The organism is Gimibacter soli (genome assembly GCF_028463845.1).
Taxonomy (GTDB): domain Bacteria; phylum Pseudomonadota; class Alphaproteobacteria; order Sphingomonadales; family Kordiimonadaceae; genus Gimibacter; species Gimibacter soli.
In genome coordinates, this window is sequence record NZ_CP116805.1 from 2,026,946 (window position 1) to 2,041,620 (window position 14,675).

General features: G+C 61.1%; 9 protein-coding genes. 3 read left to right on the forward strand and 6 right to left on the reverse strand.

Translation table 11 applies throughout. The features are described from left to right. Window positions 1-16 precede the first annotated feature (16 nt). Window positions 17-2,554: a penicillin-binding protein 1A gene (locus PH603_RS09485; protein ID WP_289502176.1), complete on the forward strand. Its 2,538-nt coding sequence runs from the start codon at window positions 17-19 to the stop codon at window positions 2,552-2,554. 43 nt (window positions 2,555-2,597) lie between these two features. Continuing rightward, window positions 2,598-3,726 (forward strand): peptide chain release factor 2 gene (gene prfB, locus PH603_RS09490; protein ID WP_289502177.1). Its coding sequence is split into 2 segments (ribosomal slippage): window positions 2,598-2,666 and window positions 2,668-3,726, totalling 1,128 coding nucleotides; the frame shifts between segments, so codons are not numbered across the junction. A 78-nt stretch (window positions 3,727-3,804) separates the two neighbouring features. Here the strand turns inward: prfB and PH603_RS09495 are convergent. From PH603_RS09495 to PH603_RS09515, 5 genes are read right to left on the reverse strand one after another with little or no spacing between them, the layout of a single operon-like run. Next, a complete protein-coding gene (locus PH603_RS09495; protein ID WP_289502178.1) occupies window positions 3,805-4,170 on the reverse strand; it encodes a bactofilin family protein in 366 nt (121 codons plus the stop codon). Next, on the reverse strand, window positions 4,163-5,554 hold the full coding sequence (locus PH603_RS09500; protein ID WP_353507350.1) for a M23 family metallopeptidase: 1,392 nt from the start codon (window positions 5,552-5,554) through the stop codon (window positions 4,163-4,165). Before PH603_RS09500 ends, PH603_RS09495 begins: the two co-directional genes overlap by 8 nt. 55 nt (window positions 5,555-5,609) lie before the next feature. Next, entirely contained in the window at window positions 5,610-6,425 is an 816-nt protein-coding gene (locus PH603_RS09505; RefSeq protein WP_289502181.1) for a ferritin-like domain-containing protein, read from the reverse strand. A 6-nt stretch (window positions 6,426-6,431) separates the two neighbouring features. Next, window positions 6,432-6,899: a thioredoxin-dependent thiol peroxidase gene (gene bcp / locus PH603_RS09510; protein ID WP_289502182.1), complete on the reverse strand. Its 468-nt coding sequence runs from the start codon at window positions 6,897-6,899 to the stop codon at window positions 6,432-6,434. Next, the gene (locus PH603_RS09515) at window positions 6,896-9,829 is read right to left on the reverse strand and encodes a bifunctional [glutamine synthetase] adenylyltransferase/[glutamine synthetase]-adenylyl-L-tyrosine phosphorylase (protein ID WP_289502183.1); all 2,934 of its coding nucleotides are present in this window, start codon (window positions 9,827-9,829) and stop codon (window positions 6,896-6,898) included. Before PH603_RS09515 ends, bcp begins: the two co-directional genes overlap by 4 nt. Window positions 9,830-9,942: 113 nt before the next feature. Between PH603_RS09515 and PH603_RS09520 the strand changes: the two genes are divergently transcribed. Further along, a complete protein-coding gene (locus PH603_RS09520; protein ID WP_289502184.1) occupies window positions 9,943-13,284 on the forward strand; it encodes a YhdP family protein in 3,342 nt (1,113 codons plus the stop codon). A 9-nt stretch (window positions 13,285-13,293) separates the two neighbouring features. On the opposite strand, the gene tyrS is transcribed toward PH603_RS09520, so the two are convergent. After that, the gene (tyrS, locus tag PH603_RS09525; protein ID WP_289502186.1) at window positions 13,294-14,535 is read right to left on the reverse strand and encodes a tyrosine--tRNA ligase; all 1,242 of its coding nucleotides are present in this window, start codon (window positions 14,533-14,535) and stop codon (window positions 13,294-13,296) included. Between the last annotated feature and the right edge of the window lie 140 nt (window positions 14,536-14,675).

The window sequence follows — 14,675 nt, forward strand, 5'->3', positions numbered from 1 at the left end:
AGAGCCTGACCCGCCCATGACCCCGAAAGACGATATGAAACCTGCCGACCAGAAGGGCAGCGAAGACACGCCAAAGCGCCCGACGCCGCGCTGGCGCAAAGTCGTCTATTGGGGGGCGGGGCTCTCGCTTTTCGGCATGGTGGCGGGCGCCGGCCTCGTGCTTGGTGCTTTCATCCATTATGGCCGGTCCCTTCCGGACTATAAGACGCTGGCGGAATATGAGCCGGCGGTGACGACGCGTATTCATGCGGGCGACGGCAGCCTGCTCACCGAATTTGCGCGCCAGCAACGCCTGTTCATGCCGGTCGAGGCCGTGCCTGACCTGGTCGTTGAAGCGTTCCTTGCCGCCGAGGACAAGAATTTCTTCGAGCATGGCGGGCTTGATTACATGGGCATGGTGCGCGCCGCCATCAACAGCGGGCTCAATCTCGTGCGGGGACGCAGCAACCTGCAGGGGGCATCGACGATCACCCAGCAGGTAGCGCGGAACTTCCTCCTTACGCTTGATCAGCGGCTGGACCGCAAGATCAAGGAAATGATCCTGACGCTGAGGATCGAACGTGCCTTCACCAAGGACCAGATCCTCGAGCTTTACCTGAACGAGATTTATCTCGGCAACCGCTCCTACGGGATCGGGGCGGCGGCGCTCAACTATTTCGGCAAGTCGCTGCCGGAGCTGACGATTGCGGAAGCCGCCTATCTTGCCGTGCTCCCGAAGGCGCCTAACAATTATCACCCGGTGCATGATCACGACCGCGCACTTGGCCGTCGCAATTGGGTGCTGTCGCGCATGCATGATCTCGAATTCATCAGCGACGCCGAATATGAAGAAGCCGTGGCGACCGATCTGGAGCCGCCGGTGCAGGGTGTGCGGGCAGAGTTCAAGGCCGACTATTTCGCCGAGGATGTCCGGCGGCAAGTGGCGGCCCTTTACGGCGAAAAATCGCTTTATGAAGGCGGCCTCTCGGTCCGCACCACGCTGGAGCCGCGCCTGCAGGAAATCGCCGAACGGCGCCTGCGCGACGGGCTTGTCACCTATGATCGCCGCCATGGCTGGCGCGGGCCGGTGACACGCATAGGCGTTGACGCTGACTGGCGTGAGAATCTCCTGAAAATTCGTCAATCGGTCGGCAAACCGGGCTGGCGGTTGGCGCTGGTGCAGGAAGTGCGCGAAGACGGCGCAATCATCGGCCTCGCCGATGGCACGTTCGGCTTCATTCCGCTGGAAGCCATGCGCTGGGCGCGGGAGTGGCGTGAAGGTGAACGCCTTGGGCCGAAGGTCGAATCCACCGGGCAGGTGCTGAAGATCGGCGATGTGATCGTGACCTCGAAAGGCGAGGGCGAGGCGAGCTTTGCCGCCTATAATACCTTCACTGGCGAAACGCTGACTTCGGCACGCACCTATAATCTCGACCAGATCCCCGCAATCGGCGGTGCACTGGTGGCGCTCGATCCGCATACGGGCCGGGTGCTGGCGTTGGTTGGCGGCTTTGATTTCAATGTCAGCCAGTTCAACCGGGCAACGCAGGCAGAGCGGCAGCCGGGTTCGGCCTTCAAGCCGTTTGTTTATGCAGCCGCCCTTGAGCATGGGTTCACCCCATCGAGCCTGATCCTTGATGCGCCCTTCGTGATGGATCAGGGCGACGGGCAGGGCACATGGAAGCCCCGCAACTCGTCGAACAAATTCTATGGGCCGAGCACGCTGCGGCTGGGCCTCGAGAAATCGCGAAACCTGATGACCGTGCGGCTTGCCCAGAATCTCGGCATGCCGATGGTGATGGATTATGCCCAGCGTTTCGGCCTTGCCGATAATATGGCGCCGACACTGGCGGCATCCCTTGGTGCGGGTGAAGTGACGCTCCTGAAGCTGAGTGCCGCCTATGGCATGCTCGTCAATGGCGGCAAGAAGATCGAGCCGACACTGATCGACCGTATCCAGGACCGCTACGGCAAAACCATCTTCCGGCACGACACCCGTGCCTGCACGGGCTGCGAGGCGACCCTTGATGCCGCCGCGCCGCTTGTGGAGCCGGAACTGCCCGATACCCGGTCGCAGGTGGTGGACCCCATCACGGCCTACCAGCTTGTTCACATGCTGGAAGGTGTGGTCGAGCGCGGCACCGGCGTGCGTATCCGTGCGGTCGGCAAGCCGCTGGCGGGCAAGACCGGCACCACCAACGATTCCACCGATACCTGGTTCGTGGGCTTCGGGCCTGACCTTGTGGTGGGCGTTTTCGTGGGCTTTGACCAGCCCCGCTCGCTCGGTGCGGGTGAGGAGGGCTCAAGCGTCGCCGTCCCCGTCTTCCGTGATTTCATGATCGATGCCCTGAAAGGCCAGCCGAGCATTCCGTTCCGGATGCCGACAGGCGTTCGTCTTGTGAAAGTGGACGCATCGACCGGCCAGCTGGCGGGTGCGGGCAACGCGCATGTGATCCTTGAAGCCTTCCGCCCCGGCACCGAACCGAAGTTCGGCGAGGTCACAGTGCTTGACGGGTCGCTCCCGATCGGTCAAACACAGGGCACAATTCGCAAGGGCACCGGCGGAATTTATTGATCCGCCTGCCTATTCTGCAAACGAGTAACGATAAGGAACTGACATGCGCGCGGAAGCCCAGGCAACCGTCGACCAACTCAAGCAGTCTATGGCACTGCTGAGGAGGCATCTTTGACTGGGATCAGGCTCTGTTGCGGCTTGAGGAACTGAACGCCCTCGCCGAAGATCCCGATCTCTGGAACGATCCCCAGAAAGCGCAAGCCCTGATGCGCGAGCGCACCAAGCTCCACGATGCCGTCTCCGGCCTCAAGGCGATTGACGCTGACCTCAATGACACGCTCGAACTGATCGAGCTTGCCGAGATGGACGGCGACGATGCGATGCAAGCGGAAGCCGAAGGCTCACTGAAAGGGCTGCAGGCCAAGGCCAAGGACGCAGAGCTCAAGGCGCTGCTTTCGGGCGAGGCTGACGGCAATGACACCTATGTCGAAATCCATTCGGGCGCTGGCGGCACTGAATCGCAGGACTGGGCGAGCATGCTGTTCCGCATGTATTTCCGCTGGGCCGAGAAGCGCGGCTACAAGGTGGAAACCGTCCAGTACATGCCGGGCGAGGAAGCCGGCATCAAGTCTGCCACGCTGCAGATCAAGGGCGAGGATGCCTACGGCTGGATGAAGACCGAAAGCGGTGTACACCGGCTGGTGCGGATTTCGCCCTACGATTCAAGCGCGCGGCGCCATACGAGCTTCGCGTCCGTCTGGGTCTATCCCGTGATCGATGACAATATCGATATCGAGATCGTCGAATCCGACCTGAAGGTCGATACCTACCGCGCCTCGGGCGCCGGTGGCCAGCACGTGAACACGACCGATTCCGCCGTGCGCATGACTCACATTCCTTCGGGTATCGTGGTGCAGTGCCAGGCTGAACGCTCGCAGCACAAGAACCGCGCCTCCGCGCTTTCGATGCTGAAAGCCCGGCTTTATGAGGCCGAACTGAGGAAGCGTGAGGAAGCGGCCAATGCGCTGAACGCGACCAAAAGCGATATCGGCTGGGGCCACCAGATCCGCTCCTATGTGCTGCAGCCATACCAGATGGTGAAAGACCTGCGCACGGGCGAGGAATCAGGCCAGCCGCAGGTCGTGCTGGACGGTGACCTTGACCGCTTCATGGCAGCGGCCCTTGCGGCGCGCGTCTATGGTGAAAACAAGGACGTTGGCGATATCGACTAAGTCGTCTCGCCCTCCAATACAAAAGCCCCGGCGCCAACTGGCTGCCGGGGCTTTTTGTTTTCGCCTGATCGTTCGCGCTTATTCAGCGGCGGATTTGGCGGCGGCGCGGGTGACCGTCGAAAGGTCGGCAATGCGGCCGGTCAGCTTGGCACCGGCTTCGACCGACAGGCTTTCCTGATAAAGGTCGCCGTTGATGACGGCGGACTTTTCAACGCGCAGCACGCGGACCTTCACTTCACCCTTGATGTTGCCGCGAATGGTGGCGCTGTCGGCGGTGACAGTGCCGGTGACCGAGCCATGCTCGCCCATCACAAGCTCGCCGCATACGACATCGCCCTTGATGGTGCCATCAAGCTGCAGTTCGCCGTTCACGGTCACATTGCCTTCGATTGTCACATCGGCGGAAAGGATGGAAGGGGTAGACGGGCCGCTGACGCTAGCCATCGGTCCTTTCTTGTTTTCTTTGGAAATGTCGAACATCCGCTGCCACTTTCAGGAAGGGCATGGGGTCCAGGATCCGGTCCCCCTGCCAGATTTCATAATGGAGGTGGGAACTGGTTGCACGGCCGGTGCGTCCCATGTCTCCGATTTGCTGCCCCGCCGCGACAGTCTCACCCACAGAGACGCGCAACCGGCGCATATGACCATAACGGGTTCTGAGCCCATTGCCATGGTCGATTTCGATCATATTGCCATAGGGGCCCCATTTGCCAGACTTGATCACCTTGCCGGCGCCTGTGGCATAGATTGCGGTGCCCGGCCAGCCAGCGAGATCAAGCCCCTTGTGGCTTTTCCATTTGTTGGAGAAGGGGTCGCGGCGGCTGCCGAAACGGCTGGAAACATAATAGTCGGCGGCAGGTTCAGCGGCCGGGAAGGCCTCAAGGAGCACCAGAAGATTCTGATACTGGTCCCACTTTTCCTTCAGTCCGACGAAGGCGGGGTCTTCATATTCCATGCCGAATTCGCTGCCGGGCAGCTTGTTCGTCAGGTACGTGGCCGGATGCCAAAGCGAGCGGCCCTTGGGGGCCAGTTGCTCGCTCGTCAGTTTGGTGGGCTTCAGGATTGCATCAAGGCTTTCCATCTTGGAGTCGAGCGCAAGTGCAAGCGACCGGGCAACGCTGCGCTGGCGGAGGTCCATTTCCGCAAAGCGCGCTGTCAGCGCATCGGAGCGCGATTCGGCGGCATCTGGCAGCGACGCGTAGGCGTCACCAGTGTTGAAGATTTCGCGCAGGAAGCCGGTAACCGGCCCTTCGGCCTCAGCCGGCGCTTCGAATACGGATGGTGCCAGTGTCGCTGTCTTGTCGCCCGCCGACTTTTCGGCTTCCTCGCTCGCGGGGCTTTCGGCGGTGCCTTCAGCTTCCGGACGGGGCGGGGCGATCTGGTCGACGATTTCCTCGAGATATTGCTGGCGGCGCTCAAGCTTGGCGGCGCGGCGTTCAACATCATTCTCGAGGGTCGACAGGTCTTCCGTCACGCTTTGCATATTGGCGGACATGACCTTGATGGTGCGATTCTTGGCGTCAAGCGTGAGATCGCGGCTCACGTACGCGATGGTTGCAACGAGGCCCCACAGTACAAATAGAAGAAGCAGCCCGGAAAGGGCCACTTGGGTGTAACTGCCGATGGTAAGGAATCGCACACGGCCTTCGCTGCGCAAAAACAGTTGCCGCTCAGGAAAGTGCCTGAGCCGCAAGCCGTCAAGGCGTGCAAAAAGTTTTTTCAGTGCGTTCAAGCCTTTAGCCCCGTTTCGAGAGACCCTTTTTCGGGTCTTTTCTTCCCTTGGCACCTGTCTGCACTGGTTTCCCCCCGCACATCTGGCGCAAGCCACGGCGCATTCCAGCGACTCGAGGGGGGCTGAGTCAACCCCTAATGCGGTGAGGCGTTCAAAGTAACATGTCCGCGAGGGGATCGTAGAAGCTGAAGGGCAGTCCTGCAGAATCGCGGGCCGGTCGGTTGAAGGGGCGCTTCAGAAGGCCTTTGAAATAGGTGCGAACCAGAGACTGGAACTTTTCTTCAGGCTCGGCGCCCTCGATGGCGCACAGGTGATGGAACCAGCGAGAGCCCGCCTCCACATGGCCGACTTCCTCGTCATAGATCGTTTGCAGCGCTGCCGCTGATTCTGCGTCGCCAAGCCGGGCGAAGCGGTCGATCATCTGCGGGGTGACATCCAGCCCCCGCGCTTCCAGTACCATGGGCACAACAGCAAGCCGCGCGGCGATATCGTGCGCGGTGGCGGTGGCGGCTTGCCACAGGCCGTCGTGGGCGGGCAGGTCACCATAGGTACAATCAAGGGCCGCGAGGCGAGCCGACAGCAGGCCGAAATGCCGGGCTTCATCGTCGCCTACCCCGATCCAGTCATCGGTGAAGGCACGCGGCATCTCGCCGCCAAAACGGGCGACGATATCGAAGGCGAGATCGATGGCATTCAGCTCGATATGCGCAACCGCATGGATGAGCGCGCGGCGATTGTCAGCCGTACCCGCCTTGCGGCGTTTCGGCATGTCGGCGGGCAGCAGCAGTTCGGGCCTTGCCGGACGGGCAGGGCGATCCGGTGGCGGCGTATCGTAGGTCGCTGCAAGAGATCCGGCGCGCCAGGCAGCTGCCGCCGCGCGGGCAGTGGCGGCCTTTTCGGCGGCGCCGGCGGTCGTCAATACAGCGACGGCTGCTTCGCCGATGGTTTGCCAGTCTGGTTGGCGCATGATGGATCAGGCAAGCGCCTTCGCGGTTTCAAGCACAGCGTCGGCATGGCCTTTCACCTTCACCGAATGCCACACTTCACGGACCTTGCGGTCGCCGTCCAGAAGGAAGGTGGCGCGTTCGATGCCCATATAGGCGCGGCCATAAAGCTTCTTCTCGATCCACACGCCCCAGGCCTCGATCACCTTGCCGTCCACATCGGCTGCAAGCTGAACTTTCAGGTCATGTTTGGCAGCAAACTTGGCATGCTTTGCTGCCGTGTCTTTCGAGATGCCGATGACAGTGCAGCCAAGCGCCGCGAAATCGGCGATGCGGGCGCTGAAATCGATGGCTTCCGTGGTGCAGCCCGGCGTGTCGTCTTTCGGGTAGAAATAAACGACCACCGGTTTGCCCGCGAAGGCGGAAAGGGTGATATCGGTGCCGTCACCGCCGGGCAGGGTGAAATCGGGGGCAATGTCGCCGGGTTTCAGGCTCATGTCGCGTTCCTCTGATCATTTTCCGTGTCGTTGCGGTCGTCCCCTAGCATGGACTGATAGAGGGCGTAAACCGCCGCCTGGGTACGTGCGAGGCTCGCCTTCAGATCATCGAAGCAGGGAATGCCGAGGGCCGTGGTGAGAATATCACGCAAACCTGCGGAGATTTCGGCGTCATCCGCCGGCGATTTGCCAAGGCACAGCCGGAAGATCGATTGCAGATGATGCTGCAGCACATAGGCATCCTTCAGTGTGGCGGCGTCTGCAGCATCAAGCGCGCCGCAATCGGTGAGCCGGTCGAAGGCTGCCATCAGTTCGGGTATGAAAACGCCGGTGTGGCGTGCCCCTTCGCGCAGCATCAGATACTGGCCGATAAACTCGATATCGACGAGGCCGCCGCGCACATGCTTCACCGAGTAGAGGTTCACGGTGCCGAACTCCTTGGCGAGCCGCAGCCGCATGTCGGCAACAGCAGCCTTGAGGGCGATACCGTCGCGGGGGGCGGTCAGCACACCGTGAATGGTGCTTGTTATAGCCTTGCCGAAAGCGTCTGAGGCGATCACCACCCGCGCGCGGGTCAGGGCCATATGCTCCCATGTCCAGGCGGCTTCGGTATAATAGTCCGAGAAAGTCTTGAGTGTGACGACAATCGGCCCCTGGTTACCCGAGGGGCGCAGGCGCGTGTCGACCTCGAACAGTCGGCCTTCGGGCGTCAGTGCCGTAATTGCCGTGATGATATTCTGGCAGAGGCGCGAGAAATACTGGCTCGGCATCAGGGGGCGGTCGCCGTCTGACTGCGCATTCATGTCCGGCACGTCATACAGGAACACGATATCAAGGTCGGAAGTTTGGGTCAGCGCGCCGCCGCCATATTTGCCCATGGCAAGCACGGCAAGGCTGCCGCCGGGGAAATGTCCGTGGCGGCGGGCGAATTCCTCGGATACTGCCGGCACCAGCGCCTTAAGCGTTACATCGGCAACACGGGCAAGGGCGTGGGCGCATTCCTCGACGCCGGCGATGCCTTCAAGGCCGTGCACGCCGATGCGGAAGCGATAGTCCGCCACAAAGCGCCGGGCGATATCGAGGATATCCTGATAATCCTTGGCGCGCCGGAGCATAGATTTGAGGATGGCGGCAAGCTCGTCTTCTTCCTCCACCGGCATGAAGAAATCGGGATCAAGCACCGCATCCCAGAGGGAAGGCTTTTTGGCGAGCGTTTCAGCGAGTGCGGGCGCCAGCCCCATCACGCGGGCCAGCAGCTTGAAAAGCGAGGGGTTGGCATCGAGAAGCGAGAAAAGCTGCACACCCGCCGGTAGTTGTTCGATGAACTGGTCGAAACGGGTGAGGGCTGCCGACGGCGCGTCGGTCGCTGCAAAGGCATCGACAAGCCGGGGCAGCAGCTTCTTCATCAGGTTTTTCGAACGGTCATTCTTGAGTGCACGGTATCGGCCCCGGCGCCAGCCATCGATGATCGCGGCTATGCTCGGCACATCGCTGTAGCCAAGCTCGGTCAGCGTTGCCTCGATGGCTTCGGGTTTGGTGCGGGCGTCTTCGTCGTCGGCGCTTTGCGGCAGGAAGGCATCATAGATGGCCTTCACGGCGCGGGTGTGATCGAAAAGGGCGTCCTTGAGCTCGGCAGGGCTCGCGAACCCGCAGAAGGTGGCAAGGCGCGCGATATCGTCCGGCTCGGTCGGTATCTCGTGGGTCTGATCGTCATTGACCATCTGGATGCGATGCTCAAGCGTGCGCAGGAAAATGTAGGCTGCGGCAAGGGTATCCCTGATTTCGGGCTCAATGAGCTCCTCCGCCACCAGCGCATCCAGTGCTTCGAGTGTGCCGCGCAGGATCAGCGACGGATGCCGCCCGGCAAACAGCAGCTGATGGACCTGCGTATAAAACTCCACCTCGCGGATGCCGCCTTGCCCGAGCTTCACATTATAGCCCTCGAACGAGAGCTCCTGCTGGCCATAGTGCCGGTTGATCTGGTTCTTGATCGCGGCAATGTCGGCAAGGGCGGCGAAATCGATGGTGCGGCGCCAGATCCAGCTTGAAAGCGAGGCAAGGAAATCGGCACCCGCCTGCCGGTCTCCCGCCACTGTCGCCGCCTTGATCATGGCGGAGCGTTCCCAGTTGACGGCCATCGAATGATAGTAAACCTCGGCGGCCCCCACCGTCATGGCGAGCGGGTTGGAGGCAGGATCAGGTCGAAGACGCAGGTCGGTCCGGAAGACATAACCGTCGCCGGTGCGCTTCTCCATCATCTCGATCAGGTCCCGGGCGAGGCGGACATAACAGTCGCCCAGCGTTTTGCGGCCGGTGTAGCTGATCGCTTCGGGCTCGTAGAACAGGATGAGGTCAATGTCGGATGAATAGTTTAGCTCGCCGGCGCCAAGCTTGCCCATGCCAAGGACAAAAAAGCCGGTGCCCGCCGACAGGCGCGGGCTGACGGATTCGGGCTCGCCACGCGGCCATCCGAGTTCACCCGCCCGCATGCGGATTTCCAGCAGGTGGGCGACCGCGAGGTCGAGCGCTTTGGAGGCAAAATCGCTGAGGGCAGCAGTGACCTTTAAAAGCGGCCATTCGCCGCTCACGTCGGCAAAAGCTGTGATCAGCGCCACATCTGCCTTTGCCTGCCGCAACACCGCCATCAGGCTTGCGGTATTCTCGCCCTCCAGCCTGTCTGCATCCAGTACTGCGAAAACGCTGGCGAGGCAGGCGTCCGGCCCTTCGGCCAGAACCCGGATCGCGGTGGCAGGGCGGCGACGGGCGGTGGTGGCGAGGAACGGGCTGTTACCGAACACAGCATCAGCGAGTGCGCGGTTCGCGGGCAGGGGATCACCATTCTCTGCCGCGACTTCACAAAGGATTGCCCAGATTTCGTCCGTATTTGCTGTATCATGGGGATTGGGATATGGACTGTGACAGGCGGTCATGCTCTAACCCATGGCAGAAGGGGACGTGTCCCGCCAGTCTTTCGTGTTGGACCGATGAAATCAAGCAAAGTGGCTATCGGCAGAGTTCCTGATCACCCCAAGATGAGCATCCGATGCTGATCCGTTCCTGTATGTTCGCAGGCAGGGCGCTCGTTTGGGCCGTAACACTCGTTGTCGTGATCGCGTGCCTTGTGACGGCACGGTTGGTGATCGCGCCGATCGATCTTGGCTTTGCGCGCGGGATGATCGAGGCTCGCGTCGAATCCCTCCTGCCCGGATGGCACATCAAGTACGACAGCGCCGAGGTCGGCTGGGACTGGCGCGGCGTGCGGCCTTGGGTGGAGATGAAAGGCGTCGCAATCGATGATGGTGCCGCACGCGGGCGTATCCGTATCCCGGAAATGGCTGTGGGCCTCAGCCGCAGCACGCTTCTTGGCAATATCGGGATCGCGACCGTGCGGCTCGACAGGCCAAACGTGCATTTCGAAAAGCTTGATGCGCTGATGGGTCAGCAAAACGGCCCCAATCCGTTCAAGGACCTGATGGCCGATGGCCGCCCGGTCCGGCCCGACCTTGCAGGCCCTTTCACCCATATCGTCTCCGGCCTTGCCAGCCAGTTGATGAAGGATATTTCCGACCTCAGTTCGGTCGAATTTCGCCAGCTTCATCTGACCATTGCAGGGAATGAAACCCGCGCCGCCACGGACCTGATGATTTCCCGCATTACCTTCGGGCAGGATGGCCGGCGGCTGGATTTCGATATCCGTGGTGATCTTGCGATTGGCGACATGCCGGCGTCACTTGGCATTACCGCCACAAGCTATCCTGAAGACGAGACGCTCGACCTGATGGTGCGCGTCGGGAAGCTGGTGCCGGCTGAACTCGCGCGCCATATGGAAGCGCCGGAAGTCGTTTCCTATTTCGATCTGCCGGTCGATGTGCAGGCGAGCCTCAGCCTATCGACTGCCATCGGGCTTGAATCCGCTGATGTTGAAGTCAGCCTTGGTGATGGGCGCCTTTCACACGTAACCGCTTTCCCCGATGGCTCGCCGGTGCCCTACGGCGAAATCCGCGCCTACTGGCAGCCGGACGAAAAGGCTTTCGAGATTGAAAAGGTGGAAGTTGCCGCTGGCAAGCGCGTCGTGAAGGGCGACGGGCTTGTCTATTGGGTGGACGCCAGCGACACGCCGGGCGTTCAAATGAATGCGACCATCGACGAGGCGACGATCCCCGAAGTGCTGTCCTATTGGCCGATCAAGGTCGATGAGGAAGGCAATGAACGCGGCGCTCGTGTTTGGGTGAAAGAGCATATCTCGAAGGGCACGGCAAGGCGCGGCAAGTTCGAATTCTATATGCTGCCGGATGGCAGCGGCGGTTTGTTCGACAAGCACTATCTGGCGCTTTCCTTCAGCCTCGACGATGTGACGACCAGCTATCTGAACGATATGGCGCCGGTTTCCTCGATCAGCGGACGCGGGCTCCTCACCGAAGACAGGCTTGATATCGCCATCGACCGCGGCGTGATCATGGATATGCCGCTTTATGGGTCGCGCGTGCTGCTGACCGACATTGATGTTAAGAATGGCGCAAAGGGTCAGTTCGATATTCGTGTGAAAGGCGGGGTTGATCAAATCCTCGCCCTTGTGACGCCACCGCCGGTGCGCGTGGCGGATCGTATCGGCATCGATCTCGCCCGGCTTGGCGGCGAGGCCGAGCTTTTCGCCAGCATCAAGGTGCCGCTTATCAAGGATATGCCCGCCGACGCTGTTCGCTATGACGTGGCGGCGGATATAACGGATGCGCGGGTTTCCGATCTCCTCGGCGGCGAGGGCATCCGCAATGGCGCCTTGCGGCTGGAACTTGATAACGACCGGATCGACGTAGCGGGCGACGCACGCTTCAACGGTGTGCCGATGCGCCTGCACTGGAAGGAAGATTTCGCGGCTGGCCGCAAGGACGCCGAGGCGGAAACCACCCTTGTCGAACTGTCGGGTCGGCTGGATCACAACGGCCTCAAGGCCTTCGGATTGAATTTCGATACCTATATCAATGGCGACATGCGCGCGGATGCCAGCTTCACCGGCCGCAATTTCAAATTCACCAAAGGCAGCTTCAAGGCAGACGTGACGGCGACGCGCGTGATGGTGCCTGAACTTGCATGGGCGAAGGCAGCGGGCGTGAAGGCAACGGCCGCCGGGCTTATCGAATTTGAAGCTGACGGCAGTACGCGGGTGGCGCCGATGTCGTTGAAGGGCGATGGGATCGATGCCGATGCGCTCTTTATCTGGGGTGCGCCGGATACGGGCCGTTTCGAACTCAGCTTCGATGCTCGCGCGCTTGATAACAACCGGTTGAGTGGCATTGTGGTGCGCACGGCGGGTGACCAGCCCTACCGGGTTGAAGTCGCCGCCGAGCGGCTCGACCTTTCAGGTTTCCTCGGGTCAGACCTTGAAGACGAGCCGGTGTCACCAGCCGTGCAGGCGGCAGAAGGGGAGCCGACACCAACCATTGACCTCAGCCTGCATGCAGACCGGGTTGACCTCCTGAACGGTGAAACGCTGCAGGACCTGCAGCTTGATACATTGTTCCTGAACGGCGCCCCGACCGCGACCGACCTGACGGCGATCCTTTCGGGCGGCGATGTCGGGCTGACGATCAGCGCGGACGTCAACGGCGACAATACAATCCGGCTGAAGGCCGCAGATGGCGGTGCCTTCGTACGCGGCCTTGGCTATTTCAGCCATCTTGATGGCGGCGCGCTTGATCTTTCCGGCGAGACAAGCGGCTGGGGCCGCACCCTGCGCCTGGACGGCGAGGCGAAGATCGCCAAATCGTTGATGGTGCCGACCGCCAAGCTTGATCCAGCCGTTCAGAAAGGCACCATGCCGGCGCTCGACAAGCAGCTTGGCGACGATGGTATTCCGCTTGACCAGATCAATATGAAATTCCGCCTGCGTCACGGGCTTCTGGATATCGACGACCTGAAAGCCAACGGCGCCTCGCTTGGCGTGACGCTAGCGGGCCAGGTGGATGCGATCCAGAAGAAGGTGAATGTGAACGGCGTAATCGTGCCCGCCTATGGCATCAATGCAGTAGTCGGCAAAATCCCGCTGATCGGTGCGATCCTGACCGGCGGCGAAGGCAAGGGCGTCATCGGCATCACCTACCGGGTGAAGGGCATGACCGATAATCCGGAAGTCTCCGTGAATGCACTATCCGGCCTTGCACCCGGCTTCCTGCGCTTCTTCTTCGAAGGCGCCAAGGGCAAGGTCGCGACCGTCAAGACACCAGATGCACCACCTGCCGCCGAAGGTGAGGCGCCGAAGGTGGAAGAAGCCCCGGTCGAGGATTTGCCGGATCAGGAAGCAGCCGAAGAAGAAAAGCCGGACAGTGGAAACGAAGAACCGGCCGAAACGCCCGAGGCGCCGACCGGTTCCGAAACCCAAGCTGAATAGGTTAAGAGCCTAACCTTCGAGGGAGAGAAGACCGTGGTTCTTCTTGCCCTTCGAAAGCTTGATCTTGCCGTCGATCAGTTCGGTGCCAGCGTCGATCACGGCATCAACATCGCTGACTGCATTGTTGTTCACCTTCACCGCGCCCTGCTGAATCTGGCGGCGCGCATCGCCCTTGGAGCTGGCGAGGCCAAGGCCGACAAGGGCGTCCACAAGGCTCGTGCCCGCTTTCACACTGATGGTCGGCAGGTCTTCACCGGCACCACCTTTTTCGAACACTTCGCGGGCTGTGGCTTCGGCGGCTTCGGCAGCGGCACGGCCACGGCAAAGCGTGGTGGCCTCGTTGGCGAGCACGGCCTTGGCATGGTTGATTTCCGATCCGCCAAGCGCTTCAAGGCGCGCGACTTCATCCATCGGCAGCTCGGTGAAGAGGCGCAGGAACTTGCCAACGTCGGCATCCTGCGTATTGCGCCAGAATTGCCAGTAATCATAAGCCGGCAGCTGCGCTTCATTGAGCCAAACGGCGCCAGCGGCGGTTTTGCCCATCTTCTTGCCGTCGGCAAGGGTGACAAGCGGCGTGGTGAGGCCAATGACATGCGCGCCGTCCGTACGGCGGGTCAGTTCCATGCCGTTCACGATATTGCCCCACTGGTCCGAGCCGCCCATCTGCAGCACGCACTTGTGGCGGCGGTGCAGTTCCATGAAGTCATAGGCCTGCAGGATCATGTAGTTGAATTCGAGGAAGGTCATCGGCTGCTCACGCTCAAGCCGCAGCTTCACGCTATCGAAGGTGAGCATCCGATTGATCGTGAAGTGGGTGCCGACATCGCGCAGCATTTCAATGTAGGAAAGCTTAGAGAGCCAGTCGTCGTTATTCACCATGATGGCGTCCGAGCCGGTGTCGCCGAAGGTCAGGAACTGGCTGAAGATCGAGCGAATGCCATCCATGTTGGCGTTGATATCGGCGTCCGTCAGCATCTTGCGGCTTTCGTCGCGGCCGGTCGGGTCGCCGATCCGTGTGGTGCCGCCGCCCATCAGGACGATCGGCTTGTTGCCGGTTTTTTGTAGCCAGCGCAGCATCATGATCTGGACAAGGCTGCCCACATGCAGCGAGGGCGCCGTGCAATCGAACCCGATATAGGCCGTGATCGGGCCTTTCTTCAGCTGGTCGGCAAGGGCCGCCTCATCAGTGATCTGATGAACGAAGCCGCGTTCCTTAAGGATGCGAAGAAAGTCGATATGGGAAGCACTCATGAGATCAAGGGTCCGCTTGCAAAAATTCGTTTCCAAGGTCGGGCTGATGTAGCATAGGGTGGCTGAAAGGCAAAGGTTTTAGCCGCATATTCGGCGTGTCCTCGGGGAGTTCTTCAGTCATGACATTTTTCGGTGAACCG